Source organism: Variovorax sp. P5_A3, from assembly GCF_056400665.1.
Genome location: NZ_JBFUKW010000002.1, coordinates 92,301 through 108,725 on the forward strand (window position 1 = coordinate 92,301; position 16,425 = coordinate 108,725).

At 61.5% G+C, this 16,425-nt stretch carries 14 protein-coding genes; 13 read left to right on the forward strand and 1 reads right to left on the reverse strand.

The window, feature by feature from the left end; genetic code table 11:
• Window positions 1–102: 102 nt before the first annotated feature.
• The 12 genes from AC1D3B_RS02565 (at window position 103) to AC1D3B_RS02620 (ending at window position 13,868) form a co-directional block, all read left to right on the forward strand.
• Entirely contained in the window at window positions 103–1,284 is a 1,182-nt protein-coding gene (locus tag AC1D3B_RS02565; RefSeq protein WP_478189093.1) for a CaiB/BaiF CoA transferase family protein, read from the forward strand.
• 1 nt (window position 1,285) lies between these two features.
• Window positions 1,286–2,125, forward strand: coding sequence for an HpcH/HpaI aldolase/citrate lyase family protein (locus tag AC1D3B_RS02570; protein ID WP_478189094.1), 840 nt, complete (start codon window positions 1,286–1,288; stop codon window positions 2,123–2,125).
• Window positions 2,126–2,184: 59 nt separating this feature from the next.
• Window positions 2,185–3,255 carry an alpha/beta fold hydrolase gene (locus AC1D3B_RS02575; protein ID WP_478189095.1) on the forward strand — a complete coding sequence of 357 codons (1,071 nt, stop codon included), beginning with the start codon at window positions 2,185–2,187 and terminating at the stop codon, window positions 3,253–3,255.
• 9 nt (window positions 3,256–3,264) lie between these two features.
• A complete protein-coding gene (locus AC1D3B_RS02580) occupies window positions 3,265–4,302 on the forward strand; it encodes a 2,5-dihydroxypyridine 5,6-dioxygenase NicX family protein (RefSeq protein WP_478189096.1) in 1,038 nt (345 codons plus the stop codon).
• A gap of 960 nt (window positions 4,303–5,262) precedes the next feature.
• On the forward strand, window positions 5,263–6,426 hold the full coding sequence (locus AC1D3B_RS02585; protein WP_478189097.1) for a thiolase domain-containing protein: 1,164 nt from the start codon (window positions 5,263–5,265) through the stop codon (window positions 6,424–6,426).
• Window positions 6,427–6,430: 4 nt separating this feature from the next.
• On the forward strand, window positions 6,431–6,841 hold the full coding sequence (locus AC1D3B_RS02590) for a Zn-ribbon domain-containing OB-fold protein (RefSeq protein ID WP_478189098.1): 411 nt from the start codon (window positions 6,431–6,433) through the stop codon (window positions 6,839–6,841).
• Window positions 6,838–7,710 carry a MaoC/PaaZ C-terminal domain-containing protein gene (locus AC1D3B_RS02595; protein WP_478189099.1) on the forward strand — a complete coding sequence of 291 codons (873 nt, stop codon included), beginning with the start codon at window positions 6,838–6,840 and terminating at the stop codon, window positions 7,708–7,710. Before AC1D3B_RS02590 ends, AC1D3B_RS02595 begins: the two co-directional genes overlap by 4 nt.
• A gap of 14 nt (window positions 7,711–7,724) precedes the next feature.
• Window positions 7,725–8,642: an SDR family NAD(P)-dependent oxidoreductase gene (locus tag AC1D3B_RS02600; protein WP_478189100.1), complete on the forward strand. Its 918-nt coding sequence runs from the start codon at window positions 7,725–7,727 to the stop codon at window positions 8,640–8,642.
• 114 nt (window positions 8,643–8,756) lie between these two features.
• Entirely contained in the window at window positions 8,757–9,953 is a 1,197-nt protein-coding gene (locus tag AC1D3B_RS02605) for an acyl-CoA dehydrogenase family protein (protein ID WP_478189101.1), read from the forward strand.
• Window positions 9,954–9,964: 11 nt separating this feature from the next.
• Window positions 9,965–11,116: an acyl-CoA dehydrogenase family protein gene (locus AC1D3B_RS02610; protein WP_478189102.1), complete on the forward strand. Its 1,152-nt coding sequence runs from the start codon at window positions 9,965–9,967 to the stop codon at window positions 11,114–11,116.
• Between the two features lie 78 nt (window positions 11,117–11,194).
• The gene (locus tag AC1D3B_RS02615; protein WP_478189103.1) at window positions 11,195–12,181 is read left to right on the forward strand and encodes a Bug family tripartite tricarboxylate transporter substrate binding protein; all 987 of its coding nucleotides are present in this window, start codon (window positions 11,195–11,197) and stop codon (window positions 12,179–12,181) included.
• 28 nt (window positions 12,182–12,209) lie between these two features.
• Window positions 12,210–13,868, forward strand: a complete 1,659-nt coding sequence (locus AC1D3B_RS02620; protein WP_478189104.1) for a long-chain-fatty-acid--CoA ligase — start codon at window positions 12,210–12,212, stop codon at window positions 13,866–13,868.
• Between the two features lie 369 nt (window positions 13,869–14,237).
• On the opposite strand, the gene AC1D3B_RS02625 is transcribed toward AC1D3B_RS02620, so the two are convergent.
• Window positions 14,238–15,020 carry an IclR family transcriptional regulator gene (locus AC1D3B_RS02625; protein ID WP_478189105.1) on the reverse strand — a complete coding sequence of 261 codons (783 nt, stop codon included), beginning with the start codon at window positions 15,018–15,020 and terminating at the stop codon, window positions 14,238–14,240.
• A gap of 415 nt (window positions 15,021–15,435) precedes the next feature.
• Here AC1D3B_RS02625 and AC1D3B_RS02630 point away from each other — a divergent pair, with 415 nt between their 5' ends.
• Window positions 15,436–16,410, forward strand: a complete 975-nt coding sequence (locus AC1D3B_RS02630; RefSeq protein WP_478189106.1) for a Bug family tripartite tricarboxylate transporter substrate binding protein — start codon at window positions 15,436–15,438, stop codon at window positions 16,408–16,410.
• Window positions 16,411–16,425 lie beyond the last annotated feature (15 nt).

A 16,425-nucleotide genomic window follows, 5' to 3' on the forward strand; every position in this document is an offset into this window, starting at 1 on the left:
GACACTGCAGCGAGCAGCGCAGGTTCGCCTCTCCCAACCGTACGCATGTTGCCCAGCCCGCGCTGGCGCAGCGCGCATCTTCCGACGCCCCAGAAAATGACCATGCAACGTCCTCTCGATGGAATCACCGTCATCGCGCTCGAGCACGCAATTGCCGCGCCGTTCTGCACTCGCCAGCTGGCCGACCTGGGCGCGCGCGTGGTCAAGATCGAGCGACCGGGGACCGGAGACTTTGCGCGCGGCTACGACGAGCGCGTCAAGGGGCTTGCATCGCATTTCGTGTGGACCAACCGTTCCAAGGAAAGCCTGACGCTCGATCTCAAGCACCCGGCCGCGCAGGAGGTGCTCGCGAGGCTGCTCGAGCGCGCCGATGTGCTGGTGCAGAACGTTGCCCCTGGCGCCGCAGCGCGGCTCGGCCTCTCGTACGAAACCCTGCACCCGATGCACCCTGGCCTTGTCGTGTGCGACATCTCGGGGTACGGCGACGACGGCCCCTACCGCGACCGCAAGGCCTATGACCTCCTGATCCAGAGCGAAGCCGGCTTTCTCAGCGTGACCGGTACCCCGGACGAGCCCGCAAAGGCAGGTTGCTCGGTGGCGGACATCGCGGCGGGCATGTATGCCTACAGCTCGATCCTCGCGGCCCTGCTCCAGCGCTCGCGCACCGGGCAGGGCATTCGCATTGACGTGTCGATGCTCGAGAGCATGGCCGAGTGGATGAGTTACCCGCTCTACTACGCTTTCGATGGCGCCCCGCCGCCGCCGCGCGCGGGTGCCTCGCACGCCACGATCTACCCCTACGGACCGTTCGAGGCTGGAGACGGACGCACGGTCATGCTGGGCCTGCAGAACGAGCGCGAGTGGGTGCAATTCTGCGAGAAGGTCCTGCGCCAGCCCGAGCTTGCCCAGGACGAGCGTTTCGCCTCCAATTCACGCCGACACGCCGAGCGCGACCTGCTCAAGCCGGTGATTCTTCGGGCCTTTTCGGTGCTCACCGCCGACGAAGTCTCCCGCCGCCTCGACGACGCGCAGATCGCCAACGCACGCATGAACACGCTCGCCGACCTGTGGGCCCATCCGCAGCTCAGGGCGCGCAACCGCTGGCGCGAAGTGGGTACGCCAATTGGCCCGATCCCCGCGTTGCTGCCGCCGGGCCGCACCGACGCCTTCGAGCCACGCATGGACGATGTGCCCGCGCTGGGCCAGCACACCGACTCGATCTTGCGCGAGATGGGGTGGGACGACAAACGCATTGCGGCGATGCATACCGAGAAGGTCGTCTGAAATGAACGCCAGACACCCGGCTGCTCTTGCGCGCAGTCTTCTCTTCGTGCCCGGGCATCAGAGGAACCTCTTCCACAAGGCCCTCACGAGCGGCACCGACCTCGTCGTCGTCGATCTGGAAGACGCCGTGCCACCGGGGGACAAGCCGTCTGCCCGCGCCGCTGCCGGCGAATGGCTCGCGCAGGCGCCGGTGCTCGACATGGTGGCCGTGCGGCTGAATTCGCCTGCAGTGGACGCCGGTCGCGAAGACCTCGCCTGGCTCGCGAGCCTCTCTCATCTGCCTGCCACCCTGATCGTGCCGAAAGCAGAATCTGCGCACGACCTCGCGCAAGTGGTCGCGGTTGCGCCCGATGTCGGGCTCGTGCCCCTGGTGGAAAGTGCGGTCGGCCATGCGGCGCTGGATGAGTTGGCGCGCGCGCCAGGCGTCCTGCGTCTTGCCTTTGGTCACCTGGATTTCATGGTCGACACGGGCATCGCAGCCGGCGAGGACGAACATGAGCTCGCGCCCATGCGCTTTGCCATCGCGATGGCGACCGCGCGCGCGGGCCTCGCGACGGCCATCGACGGCGTGACGACAGACCTCGACAACGAAGAGCGGCTCGCGCGCGACGTCAGGCGCGCGGTTGCCTTCGGCTTCGGCGGCAAGCTGTGCATCCACCCCCGTCAAGTGGCCGGTGTGCATGCGGCGCTTGTGCCGAGCGCCGAACTCGCGAAGTGGGCAAGTCGCGTCCTGGACGGCGATCGCGCGGCCGGCGGCAAGCCGTTTCGCCTCTTCGGACGGAAGGTAGATGCGCCCGTGGTGCTGCAGGCACGAAAGGTGTTGGCTCGTTGTGACAGGTAGACGCAGGCCGAGTCCTCTCAGGTCGCCTCTGCCAAAGAAAACTGCATTCCCTGCGGACCTTGAAAAGCGCCTTGGTCGGCAAGTTTGTCGATCACGCGGCCATCTGGATATTCGGCGAAATAGCCGCGGGAGCAGCTGACCTCATTGCTATCGAGGGCATCTCTTCCTGCAGCCGCAGGGCCGTGCGGGGCACGCAAGGACTGACCTGCTATGCGCTGGCACGGCGGCCCCTTCATGTGGCGCTTGACGGAATGATATTCCGCATAGCAGAATGGCTCGCGTCGTGCTTTTCCGGAGCACTGCGCTTGGAGAAAAACTTGAACTTTGGAACAGGAAAAGTGGTTCGTGCCAATGGCATTCGGCAGCACTACCTGCATTTCCCAGGCGCTGGCCCTCGCGTGCTCATCGTGCCTGGCATCGTGAGCCCTGCAATTCTTTGGAGCCACGTGGCCAGGTGGCTCATGTCCGACCATGATTGCTTCGTGCTTGATGTTCGCGGCCGTGGGCTGTCCGAATCCGGGCCGCGTCTGGACTACGGGCTGGATGCGTGCGCAGAAGATGTCGCAGCCTTCATTCGCGAAACCCACATCGGGTCGCCGACCTTGATCGGGCATTCGATGGGTGCGCGGATTGCGCTGCGAATGTCAACGAAGGCGCCAGAACTCGTTCGCGCGCTCGTGCTTGTCGATCCGCCCACCAGCGGGCCAGGCAGAAGGACCTACCCAATCCCCATTGCGCGGACGCTAAGTCTGTTGCAGGCGGCTCACCGGGGAGAAGCGGCAGAGGCCTTGCATTCGAGCATTGCGGCCCCCTGGCCGGAGGACCTGCAACGCTTGCGCGCGGAATGGTTGTCGACTTGCGACGAGCGCGCTGTCTATGCGGCCTATGAGGACTTCCACTCTCAGAACATGTTTGCGGACCTCGCAAGGACGGCATGCCCTGTCTTCCTGATATGCGCGGGCGAGGGCGGCGTGGTTTCCGATACAGACATTGAAGAGATGCGCCACCTGCGTCCAGATATGGAGGCGTTCCGTCTAGCAGGCGCCGGACATCAGCTGCAAGCAGAAAACTTCGCTGGATTCAGCGAACTGCTGAGAGCCGCTTTGCGCCACCAATATCCATCGAACTAGGAGAAGAAATTGAAACTTGATGTCGAGATGTTCGATCTGTTCACTCGTGAGTTGGAGCTCTGCCGAGTAAAACCGGGAGAGAACATTGTGGTGCTGACGGCCGATGATGAATGGCAGGACCACGCGCAGGCATTCATGGCCGCCGCTGCGCACCTCGGGGCCACGACCTTCAACATGAATCTGCGCAGAGGCCAGCAAAACGCTGTCGGTGTGCAAGGACGGCACCCGCTGGTGGGCAATGCGCTTGCGATGACCACCTTGAAATCCGCGAGCATGGTCATCGATATGGTCGGTCTTCTTTTCTCGCGTGAGCAGGCGGAGATCCAGGCCGCTGGCGTGCGCATCTTGCGGGTGATGGAGCCATTCCATGTGCTGAAGCAGATGTTCCCAACTGCGGACCTGCGACGCCGAGTGGAGTACGCGAAGAGTCTGTTGGAGTCTGCAAAGCAGCTGCGCTTCACCTCGGATGCCGGGACAGACATCGTCTACACGCTCGGACAATATCCGGTTATTTCAGAGTACGGATTCACTGCCGAGGCTGGCCGCTGGGACCATTTTCCGTCTGGCTTTTCTTTCACTCAAGGCGACGATGGCGGGGTGGACGGTGTTGTCGTGATGCAGCCCGGTGACATCCTTTGTGCATTCAAAAAGTACGTCGAGTCGCCGGTGGCGCTGCGTGTTGAGAAGGGCTACGTGGTTGAAATAACCGGCGAAGGGTTGGATGCCCAACTCATTCGTAGCTATATCGACAGCTTCAACGACCCTCGGGCCTATGCTATCTCTCACATTGGATGGGGCCTCAATGAGAAGGCCCGCTGGTATCAGTTTTCAGTGACCCGCCGGCTGACGAGCGAGCACGTCATGAATGCGCTTTCCTTCTATGGCAACGTGCTCTTCTCGCTCGGACCTAACCTGGAGCTTGGCGGTACGAACGACACTCCGTGCCACTTGGATCTGCCCATGCGGAACTGCAACCTTTGGCTGGACGACGTACAGATTCTGAAGAACGGAGACGTCATTCACCCAGAAATGCGAGTCGAACTTTGAACTTGTTCGCTCCACGGATCACTTGTCTGAGCATCGGCCTCCTCGGAGTCCGAGAAACGGAGTGCGAATTCGCGCGAACGTGACTGTCTAATCCGCACTATCGCGCGCGGGCGTCATGCGTGCTCGGCTACGCGTTCAGATCGTGGAAGTGACAGTCGCGATGGTTCCTTGTTCTTCTCCTTTTTTGGACGTTTTCGTGGCTTGGCGCCATGACCCGCGCCTGAAGGAGAGTCGGTGGCTTGCGCCTTGCGCTGATGCACGCCGTCGGCATCTGGTCCACGAGGTTGTGGAGCAGGCTGTAGCGATGGCACTTGATCTGCACAGGATGGTCGATGTGCACTCGTGCGCTCTTGAAGACCTGCCGCCTCCAAGGGCTGCAGCGGTGGCGCTCCAGGCGTAGTGCCTACCGGCAAAACCGCTCACTGAACTGGCAGTAGTGATTGGGAGACCCAGTAGTCGAGCCCACGCTGCGGTGAATGACGCGACATCGCCAAGCATGTCTGCAGTCGGCGATTCGGGCGACCTTCGGCCCGCTGATGCCTGTTGCGCCGCGAAGGAACGCGGAGTTCCGTCTTGGACTCTTGCGCTTTCTCTGATTCGCACTCAAAATTCATTCCCAACAACACAATGATATTCTGTCTGAGGGAATGAATTGAATTGAAATGAAAGATGCAATGTGCCGAGCAGGCGTTCTGGGATCCCGTCGACGTGGACCTTCAGTCAAAGCCTGCTATTCGCAGCTTCGCGTCAGCCTTCCGATCTCGGCAAACCGCTGTTCTGGCCGCGCAGTCTGGTCTTCGTCGGTTCTTCTGCAGCGATGCGCAAAGGGCCGTGCGACACGGATCGGCTCTTCCGACCGATGCCACCGACGGTTCGCCTTTCGGGTTGGTTCCATGCCCTTCGGCGGCCCCGGGGCCGTCGAGCTCTGACTCCATTCGTCTTCCATCCGAAAGCCCTCTCATGACCATCAAGGGAAAAGCCTGCATCGCGGGTGTGTTCGAACATCCACTGCGCAAAGCGGAACATCACTCGGTTGCCCAGTTGCATGCGGAGTGCGCCCGGGGGGCACTCGCCGATGCAGGGCTCTCAATCCGAGACGTCGATGCCTACTTTTGCGCTGGTGACGTTCCCGGGTTGGGTCCTTTGTCCATGCTCGACTACATGGGCCTGGAAGTGAAACACCTGGACACGACAGAGACCGGAGGCTCCTCGTATCTCATTCACGTTGCGCACGCGGCCCAGGCTATCGCAGCGGGCAAGTGCAACGTGGCGCTGATCACGTTGGCCGGCAAACCACGCACCGATCCGTCCACTGCCAAGCCGCGTGAATACGGTGCCACGTCGCCCGATGTCGCCTTCGAGCAGCCATTCGGTATGAACACGCTCGCTGGTTACGCCCTTGCCGCGCGCCGCCACATGCATGTTTACGGTACGACCCCCGAGCAACTTGCCTGGATCAAAGTCGCCGCCTCAACGCACGCGCAGCACAATCCGCACGCGATGCTGCGCCAGCCAGTAACGGTCGAGGACGTCGTCAGCTCGCCGCTGGTCGCAGATCCGCTTCATCGTCTGGATTGCTGTGTAGTCAGTGATGGCGGCGGCGCGCTCGTGGTTACCCGGCCGGAAATCGCGAAAAGTCTCAAGCGCCCGGTGATCAGCGTGCTGGGCGCAGGGGAGTCGGTGCGTGGCGTCTATGGCGGCTGGGAAGACCTGCTTGTTACGGGGGCGGCGCATTCGGGCGCGCAAGCATTTGCTGAAGCGGGGGTCAAGCCGGCCGATATCCAGTACGCCTCCATCTACGACAGCTTCACCATCACGGTGTTGCTCCAGCTGGAAGACCTGGGGTTCTGCCGCAGGGGTGAGGGTGGCCGCTTCGTACAGGACGGCGGGCTCATCTCCGGCGTCGGCAAGCTGCCTTTCAACACGGATGGCGGCGGCCTGTGCAACAACCATCCCGCCAACCGCGGCGGTATCACCAAGGTGATCGAAGCCGTGCGCCAGCTGCGTGGCGAAGCGCACCCGAAGGTGCAGGTTCCCAGCTGCGAGATCGTTCTGGCCCAAGGCACTGGCGGCAATTTGGGGGCGCGTCATGGCAGCGCCACGCTCATTCTCGGACGGAGCTAATCAGATGTTTCTTTCAGACGACCGCGAGTGGCCGGCCCCCGCCACCAATCCGGAAAATGAGGCGTTCTTCGCCGCCGCTGCGCAAGGCCGTTTGCTGATCGGCCAATGCCGCGACTGCGGAAAACGCCACTATTACCCTCGGCGCAGTTGCCCCCATTGCTTCTCGGCCGAACTCGACTGGGTCGGCGCGAGCGGCCGCGGGCGCATCTACTCGTACACAGTGAGTGGAGCGGCCTCCGACCGACAGATTCTCGCTTTCATCCAGCTGGAGGAGGGCGTTCGCATGTTGTCCAACATCGTGGACGCGGCACCTGCAGAACTGGCCGTCGGCGGCGCCGTGCGTGTCGCGTTCGCTCGCGCGGGGAGCGTCAAGGTGCCGGTCTTCGTGCTGGACGATGCAGGAGCGAAGGCGTGAACGTCGATGCCGTCAGGGCTTGGAGCCGAACGGTCGTTCACGACTACACCGCGCGCGAATCGGCGCTCTATGCGCTAGCGATTGGTGCCGTATCTGACCCCCTCGATCCGTGCCAGCTGCGACTGGTGGACGAGGTCGACCAAGTGGTTGTACCGTCCATGGCCGCCGTCGTCGCATCGCCCGGCTTCTGGGCTCGCGACGAAAAGTCCATGGAGATTGACGCTGCGCGCCTGGTACATGGCGAGCAGCGAATCAAATTAGCGCGTCCGTTGCCTCCGCAGGGCCGGGTCGTAGGCATTTCTCGCGTTTCCCGGATCGTCGACAAGGGTGAAGGAAAAGGCGCGCTGATCACCGTATGCAAGACCTTGCGGTCCGAGCAGGGTGAGCACTATGGAAAGGCGTGGCAGCTCTTCTTCTGCCGTGGCGACGGAGGCTTCTCGGAAAGCGGGGCGATCGACCTGATTCTGGATGACGAGCCCTTGCTGCCACTCCAGGCAGCGCCCACACGCGAGCCCGATCAGCGCGTGCGGTACGCGGTACGAAGCGACGCAGCATTGCTGTATCGCCTGTGCGGGGATACCAACCGGCTTCATATTGATTTGGAAGCCGCGCGGCGTGCCGGCTTTTCCCGGCCGATTCTTCATGGTCTGGCCAGCTATGGCTTGGCGGCCATTGCAGCCATTCGCGCCTTCGCTTCGGGTGACGCCCCAAAGTTGCATGGCTTGGACGCACGGTTCTCCGCGCCGCTCTATCCCGGCGAGGAAGTCGAGTTCCGGATATGGGACGAAGGCGCGCATGTCGCGCTTGAGGGCCACGTCGCCGCGCGCGGCGCTGTCGTGATCAGTCACGCCCGAGCACATTTTCAATAAACGAAGGTATAGCAATGAGCAAATTGATGGACGGCAAGGTTGCCGTGGTCACGGGCGCAGGCGGCGGCATCGGCCGAGACATCGCACTGCAGTTGGCACTCGCTGGCGCGCGGGTCGTGGTCAACGACATCGGTGCATCACTCAGCGGCGAGGGTGGTGGTGCGGGCCCAGCGGACGCGGTGGTCGCAGGAATCCGAGCAGCCGGGGGAGAGGCCAACGCCAACACAGACTCCATCGCGACGCAGGACGGCGCCCGCCGGCTGATCCAGCAAGCGGTCGACACGTTCGGCCGAATCGATTGCGTGGTCAACAACGCTGGGATCCTGCGCGATCGCTTCTTCCACAAAATGAGCGAGGAAGAGTGGGACGCCGTGGTGAAGGTGCATCTCTACGGTTCGTTCTACACAAGCAGCGCTGCGGCCGGCTTCTTCAAGGAGCAGGGCAGCGGCTCCTTTGTCCACATGACGTCGACTTCTGGACTCGTCGGAAACCGGGCGCAGGCCAACTACGCGGCCGCCAAGATGGGCATCGTGGGCCTCTCGCGTTCCATTGCCCTCGACATGCAGCGATCGGGTGTCAGATCCAATTGCATCGCTCCTTTTGCTTGGGGGCGGATGGTGGCTTCCGTTCCGATCACGACGCAAGCCCAGCGGCTCGCGGCCGAGCGAAAGCAGCAGTTGATGACGCCAGCCAAGGTTGCGCCCTTGGCCGTCTTCCTTGCGAGCGAACTGGGCGCCGATGTCAACGGCCAGGTGTTCGCAGTGCGCGCCAACGAAATCATGCTCATGAGCCAGCCGCGCCCGGCCAAATCTGTCCATCAATCGGACGGATGGACGCCGCAGAGCATTGCCGAACACGCACTGCCCGCCATGCGGCACGCGTTGACCCCGCTTGAGGAAACAGCGGACGTTTTCAACTGGCCGCCCATTTAACGCCAAGCCCTTGCATCCAGTCAGAGCATCGCAGCGGCACGGCAGTGCACTGCGCTGCAGCCTCGCAAGCGATGCGACGGCTCTTCAAGTCGAATCAATGCACAAGGAGAAAATGTGGATCTGAACTACAGCGCGGTGGACCTGGAGTTTCGCGACACCGTGGTAGCTTGGCTGCGGCAGAACTTGCCTGAAGACCTGCGGGAAAAGGTGCTCAACCACAAGCGGTTGAAGCGCGAAGACTTCGTGCGCTGGCACAAGATTCTGGCCGCGCAGGGATGGGTCGGTACCAACTGGCCTGTCGAATATGGGGGGACCGGCTGGTCTGCAGTTCAGCGCCATATCTGGGAGGAGGCGTGCGCCGCCGCCGGTGCGCCGATCGTCATGCCCTTCGGTGTCAACATGGTAGCGCCCGTCATCATGGCTTTCGGCAATGAGGCGCAGAAGCGTCACTACCTGCCGCGCATCCTGAACTGCGACGACTGGTGGTGTCAGGGCTATTCAGAGCCAGGCGCCGGTTCTGATCTGGCTGCGCTGAAGATGCGCGCCGACCGCGTGGACGACCACTACGTCGTGAACGGCCAAAAGACGTGGACGACATGGGCGCAGTACGCCAACATGATCTTCTGCCTGGTGCGAACGGATGCAAAGGCACGCAAGCAGGAGGGCATCTCGTTCCTGCTGATCGACATGAACAGCCCCGGCATCACCGTCCGGCCCATCATCATGCTCGACGAGGAGCACGAGGTGAACGAGGTGTTCTTCGACAACGTCAAGGTTCCGGTCGCGAACCTGATTGGCGAGGAGAACCGGGGCTGGACCTATGCCAAGTATCTGCTGGGTCACGAACGCACGAACATCGCCGCGGTAGGGCGCTCCAAGAGAGAAATGCGCCTGCTCAAGCGGCTCGCGCAGAAGCAGCACAAGAATGACCTGCCGCTGCTGAGTGACCCCGTGTTCTCCGCGAAGGTGGCATCTCTGGAGATCGAGCTGATGGCGCTCGAGATGCTTGTGCAGAAAACCATCTCCCAGGAAAGCCACGGCAAATCGCCAGGCGCCGAAGCATCGATGCTGAAGATCAAAGGCAGCGAGATCCAGTTGGGAATCACCGAACTGATGCTCGAAGCCGTTGGCCCGTACGGCGCTCCCTTTGACCCCGCGTACCTCAACGGCGAGCGCACACACAGCGTGACGCACAACGACGACGCTGCGCCTTTGGCGTCGCTGTATCTCAATTACCGAAAGATTGCGATCTACGGCGGATCGAACGAAATCCAGAAGAACGTCATCGCCAAGCTCGTACTGGGCCTGTGAGGGATCAAAACATGAACTTCAACTACACGCAGGAACAGCAGCAGTTCGCCGACAGTCTGCGCCGCTGGATCGAGAAGGACTACAGCTTCGAACAACGAAAGGCCATCATCCACTCAGAGACGGGTGTTTCCCAGGAGGCATGGACAGCCCTGTCGGAACTGGGAGTGACGGCGCTGGCGTTGCCCGAGTCGCTTGGCGGACTCGATGGCAGCGTCGTGGACATGTTCATTGTGATGGAGCAGCTCGGGCGAGGTCTGCTGGTCGAGCCCTGCCTTTCATCGGCCATGGGCGCAGAGTTTCTCAAGCTATCCGGTCGTCACGCCGCAGTGCTGGAAGAGGTCGCTGCGGGTCGGATCAAGCTGGCTTGCGCGATTGGGGAGCGGCAATCCAGGCACGATCTGTTCGACATCGCGACGACGGCGAGTGTGATCGAGGGGGGGTATCTGCTTGCCGGCACCAAGACGGTCGTGACGCATGGTGCGCAGGCAGAGCATCTCATCGTGTCAGCCCGCAGTTCTGGCGCTCGCCGGGAGACGGAAGGCATATCCATGTTCTTGCTACCCGCCGATGCGCCAGGGGTCGTGCTGCGCGACTACCGCACCATTGATGGCCTGCGTGCGGCCGACGTCGAGTTGAAAGATGTTCGGCTGCCAACGTCGTCTCTGTTGTGTTCCGAAGGTCGCGGCTGGGACCTCCTGGAGGCTGCAACGGACTACGGCATCGTGTTGCTCTGCGGTGAAGCCGTCGGCGCGATGGACGCCCTGAACGCGGCGACGTTGGGGTATCTGAAGGAGCGCCGACAGTTTGGCGCGCCAATCGGTAGCTTCCAGATCTTGCAGCATCGCATGGTCGACATGGCGATCCACCTCGCTCAAGCGCGCGCCGTCTCCACGCTGGCGGCTGCCAAGCTCTCGGCGCGCGTAGGCCCGCAGGAGCGTCGGCGGATGACGTCGGCGGCCAAGGCTCGCACCGGGCAAGCCATGAGATTTATCGCACAGCAAGCGGTGCAATTGCATGGCGGCATGGGACTCACCGACGAGCTCCCTGTCTCCCACTATGTCAAGCGGCTCACGGTGATCGAGATGATGCTGGGGGACACGGATCACCACCTCGCCCGATTCGCTGCGCAACCGGCATTCGCCGACGAAAGCGCTGTGCCGTGAGCTGTTGCCGGGTCGAGCTTCGCTTTGACCACCCTGCCAACCGGTTTCCTTGTTAGATGCATCAACGGAGTCATCATCATGAAGTGTCGCGTTTTGTTCTTCTCGAGCTGCAGGAACCTTCTTGTCGTCGTCGCCATGGCGTTGGTGGGTACGCTGGCCGCCGCGCAGGCCGCTTTCCCCAATCGGCCCCTGAAATTGATCGTGCCCACCAATCCGGGCGGAAGCATCGACACGATCGCGCGGATACTCGGTGAGGAGCTGTCCAAAGAACTGAAGCAGCCGGTCATCGTCGAAAACAAGACCGGTGCAAGTGGAATGATCGCAGCAGCTGCGGTGACGCATGCGGCACCTGATGGCTATACGCTGCTCGTTACCCACACCGGCGTTCTACAGGCGGATTTGCTTCGCAAGAATTCGTCCTATCGGCTGAAAGATCTTTCTCCTGTGGCAGAGGTGTCGAACACGCCGGTGGCGTTCGGGGTGAACAGCAGTGTCCCGGTCACGGACCTGAAGTCGTTCATTGCGCTTGCAAAGTCGGAGCCCGGAAAGCTCAGCTATGGCTCCTACGGCAAGGGTACGTCGGCACATATCTGGGCGGAGCAATTCACCCAACATGCCGGCATTCAGCTGGTGCATGTCCCCTACGCTGGAGAGATCCCTGCTTTGCAGGACGTCCTTTCAGCGAACCTCACGTCCGGCTGGGGGGCCGTCGGCACGTACAAGCAGTATGCGGATGCCAACAAGATCCGTATTCTTGCCGTAGCGAACCCGGTGCGCTCGGTTTTGCTGCCGAACGTGCCGACCTTCATCGAAGCAGGTTTCCCTGAGATGAATGCCAGCGGGTGGTGCGGAGTCTTTGCTCCCGCTGGAACACCCAAGGCCATCGTCGCCCAGCTGTCTCAGCTCATCGTCAAGATCGTGCAACGGCCTGAGATTTCGGCGCGCATCTTGCCGACTGGACAGGAGCCGACTGGCGCTAGCGAAGAAGTTTTCAGCAAACGGGTGGCTCGCGATCGAGAGGTCTGGGCCAAGGCGATTTCTGCCTTCAACATCTCTCTCGATTGACTCCTCATCGATGGAGTGACGCAGCACGATGAAACCGCAGCAAATCAATACCTGGCCTCAGCATCTTCCGCATGAGCTGACGACACCGGCCACGAATCTCTACTTCAACCTGTTTGTGTCGGCCGCCCGCTTTCCTGAAAAGGCCGTTCTGATCGACGCGCATGGTTCTCTCGTGTACCGAGAGCTGCTGGATCAGGTGGACCGGATGGCAGGATTTCTGGAGCAGGACCTGCGAGTGCGAAGCGGCGATCGGGTGATTCTGTATATGCAGAACTGCCGGGAATTCGTCATCGCTTACTACGCGATCCTGCGCATTGGCGCCGTTGTCGTGCCCGTCAATCCGATGAACAAGCGCGCAGAGCTCGGGCATTACAGAGCGGACAGTCAGGCGATCGTCGCGTTTTGTGGCAAGGAAAACCTGGAAGAGCTGCTGGCCATGGAAGGTGCCAAAGAACTTGCTGCGGTAGTCGTTGCGCACGGGCAGTCCGTGGATGGTTCTCCTCTGGAACGGGCGCCATCATGCTCGTCTCCTCCGGTCCACGATTTTCAATCCTCCATCGCGGCGGCGCATGCGACCGCAAGCTTGGCTGCGCAGGATGTCGAGCAGCTGGCGGTGATTCTCTACAGCTCGGGAACCACTGGCAGCCCCAAGGGGTGCATGCATACGCACCGCTCGATGATGGCGAGCACCAACTCGGTAGCTCACTGGATGGGCATGCAATCGGAAACGGTCGTGCTGGCAGCGCTCCCTTTCTTCCACATCACCGGGATGCAGAACATGATGAACACTCCGATCTATGTGGGTGGAACGCTGGTCCTGCTCCAACGATGGAACCGGGATGCTGCAGCTGAACTGATCGCACGGTGCAAGGTGACGCACTGGAACATGATGCCCACCATGCTGATCGACTTCCTGGCCAGCCCTCATCTGAGCACCTATGACCTGCGCTCGCTCAGGCGGCTGGGCGGCGGCGGTGCCGGTATGCCGCAGGCGGTGGGTGAGCGCATCAAGGCGCTGATCGGACTCGACTTCTTGGAAGGCTATGGATTGTCCGAAGGCATGCCTTTCACAGGCAATCCCGCCGCGCATTTCAAGCGGCAGTGTCTGGGAGTTCCATTGTTCAACACCGATGTGAGAATCTTGGAGCCAGAGAGTCTGCGGGAATTGCCGCAAGGGGAGGTCGGGGAGATCGTTGTCTGCAGCGACAAGACGTTCAAAGGCTACTGGAACAACGAAGCCGCTACGCGCGATGCATTGGTCGACCTGCACGGGAGCAGGTTCTTCCGAACCGGGGATCTGGGCTACATGGACGGCGAAGGCTACTTCTTCATCGTGGATCGGCTCAAGCGCATGGTCAATGCGGCCGGATACAAGGTGTGGCCCACAGAAGTCGAGGCGCTTTTGCATGAGCACCCCGACGTGAGAGAAGCCTGCGTGATCGCCGCCAGCGACAGTTACCGCGGCGAGACAGTGAAGGCTGTGATCGTGCTGCACGAGGCTGCGAGAGGACGCGTTTCCGCTGCAGACGTCATTGAATGGTCCAAAGCAAAGATGGCTGCCTACAAATATCCTCGGATGGTGGAGTTTGTTGAAGAGCTTCCGAAACTGGCCACCGGGAAGATCGCATGGAGGCAGCTGCAGGAAGCTCAGCGAGCCAAAGACCGCGCGACCTCAGAAGCGCCGTAAGTAGCCACTGCCGCCACTCGGAAGTCGCATCCGCCAGCCATGTCGTGATGATCGAGGTCGGTGCTGATGAAAGGGGATCTTCCCAGGGCGCTTTCTTCTCCCAAGGCCCGATTCGTTTGGGACTCGCTATCGACAACGGGTTGCCGAAACATTTTCCCTTGAGGCACGATCTGGCAAGTCGTGAAAGCTTTGCTGGCATCGGCCTTGACTCAGGGAAACGTCGAGAGCGTTAGTCGTCGGGCCCGCATGCCGGAACTTCGGGCACGGTCCATCTCGACGGGGTGCCCATGCGTTCGGCGATGCTGCGTTGTCGCTGCTGCGGACGCGAGGGCACGCCGTGGAGGATGCCACGCGGACAAACGCGCGATGCTAGGTCGCGCTCGCGGATGGCGCCGATGGCGCCATGGAGGCAAAGTCAAAATTTGCAGACGCGGTTTCGAAAACAGCCGGGTCGCCACCGAGGCGCCGGGTCAAATCAGAGGCCGCCTTGAGCACAGCCAGCGTCATGCCAGGTATGAAATCTGATGAGAAACGCGCGGACGGGCCAGAAATGGCCAAGGCGCCTCGCAGACTGCCCATCGGCCCAAAAACCGGCGCAGCAATTGCGCCAATGTCGGGCTCGCGCTCTCCAATGGTCACGATGAACGGCTGCTGCGGAAAGTTCGCGGGGGAAGTGAGTGCACGGTCGAAGCTGTGCAGCACTCTGCCAGCGGCCCCTTTATCCAGGGGCAGCAGGTCACCCGTTCGGATGTGATCGCGCACAGATTTGGGCGAGTCCACTCGAAAAAGGCACACCCGCAGATTGTCCTCCCGAGTAAAGAAGGAGGCGCCTTCGCCTGTTTCCTGAACCAACCGTCTCAGGATAGCGGGGACGTGATCGTCGAGCCGCAGGGCCGATTGATAGAGCCCACCCCAATGCAGAAGCATCGAGCCTAGTTGATACGTACCGTCGTCCAAGCGAACGATGCAATGCTCGCGAATCAGCGAGGTCATGGTTCGAAGGATCGTGCTCTTGTACATCCCGGTGCGCTGTGCCAATTCGCTCAGGTTGAGCGAAGTGTCGCCCGCGCGGAAGGCGTGGAGGATCGCAAAAGCTCTTTCCACAGCGGCAACGCCTCCGACCTTTTGCTCTTCTTCTTTCTCAGCTGCCATCAGTTGCTCCGTACGTTGAGTTGTCTTCGACGCCACTTGCCGACATAGATCACCCGGTGCGCAAGCGGCAGCTCGCATCTGCCGGCGCCGCAAGCGCGTGGTGATGCGTCGCACCCTTGTGGCGACGGGACCCAATTCGCAAGATCACGTTCTGGGGTTCCAGTGCCAGATCTGCGCTGCTGACGCTCGCTGAATGGTCATGGGCTCGGGCCGAGGGCAGCGCGCAGCGAAACCTGGCGGGCTTCGCGGTATCTCCACATGACAGAAATCCCTGCGTATTTCGGATCACGCACAAATTCTGCTTGACATCATAGCGTGGCGCCGAACAGAATTGCGTTCCCTCACGCGATATCACGTTCTGCTGTGCGCAATGAACGAGATGGAGCAGATAGCTAGTCCCCTGCTGGAGTTACTCATGTTCACGATGAAAAAGCTGCTTGCGGCGTGCTGCGGTGTCGCACTGGCTGTACTTGCGATCTCGGTACAAGTACAGACCTATCCCAGCAAAGCCATCACGATCGTTGCGCCGTACCCGCCGGGCGGTGCAACCGATCTTTACGCACGGTCGGTGGCCAATGGACTTGCCGAGTTTGGGCAGCCCACGGTCGTCGACAACAGGGCTGGCGCCTCTGGATTGATTGGCGCCGAGTTCGTATCCCGGCAGCCGGCGGACGGTCACACGCTGCTCATCGGCGCGTCATCGATGTTTTCCATCCTGCCGCAGCTGTTGCCGCGCATGAAGGACGTTGCCAGCCATGTCGAGCCTGTTTCCATCCTGGGTTTCAATCCCTCATATGTCGTCGTGCCGGCCTCGCTGCCGGTGAACACCATCCAGGAGCTCATCGCCTACCTCAAGGCAAAGCCAGGTGAGTACGCCTACGGTTCCGCCGGCAAGGGGACGTCCCAGCATGTGTTCATGGAACTGTTCAAGCAGCGGGCTGGGGTCGACCTTCTACCGGTTCAGTACAAGGGCAGCAGCCCCATGGTGGTGGACCTGATCGCTGGGCGGGTTGTGATGGCGATCGAGCAGGGCCCAGCGGTGCTGTCGCAAATCAAGGCTGGCAGGCTCAAGGCCCTGGCAGTGACGACGGCCAAGCGGGCGCAGGCAATGCCAAATATTCCAACCCTCTCCGAGACGGTTCTTCCCGGCTTTGAAGCTGTCACGTGGTTCGCCCTCTATGCGCCCTCTGGAGTTCCAAAGAGCGTCATCGCGAAGATGGTTCCTCAGATTGCAAAAACCATGAACTCCGCGGAAGTGAGAGATCGGATGTACGCAGTCGGTGTCGAGCCGACGTCCAGTTCGCCCGAGGAAGTCACAAAGCGTCAAGCCGCGGAGACGAAGACCTGGGCAGGCGTGATCTCCCAGTCGCGTATCACGCTGGACGAGTAACTTCTCCTCTTCTCG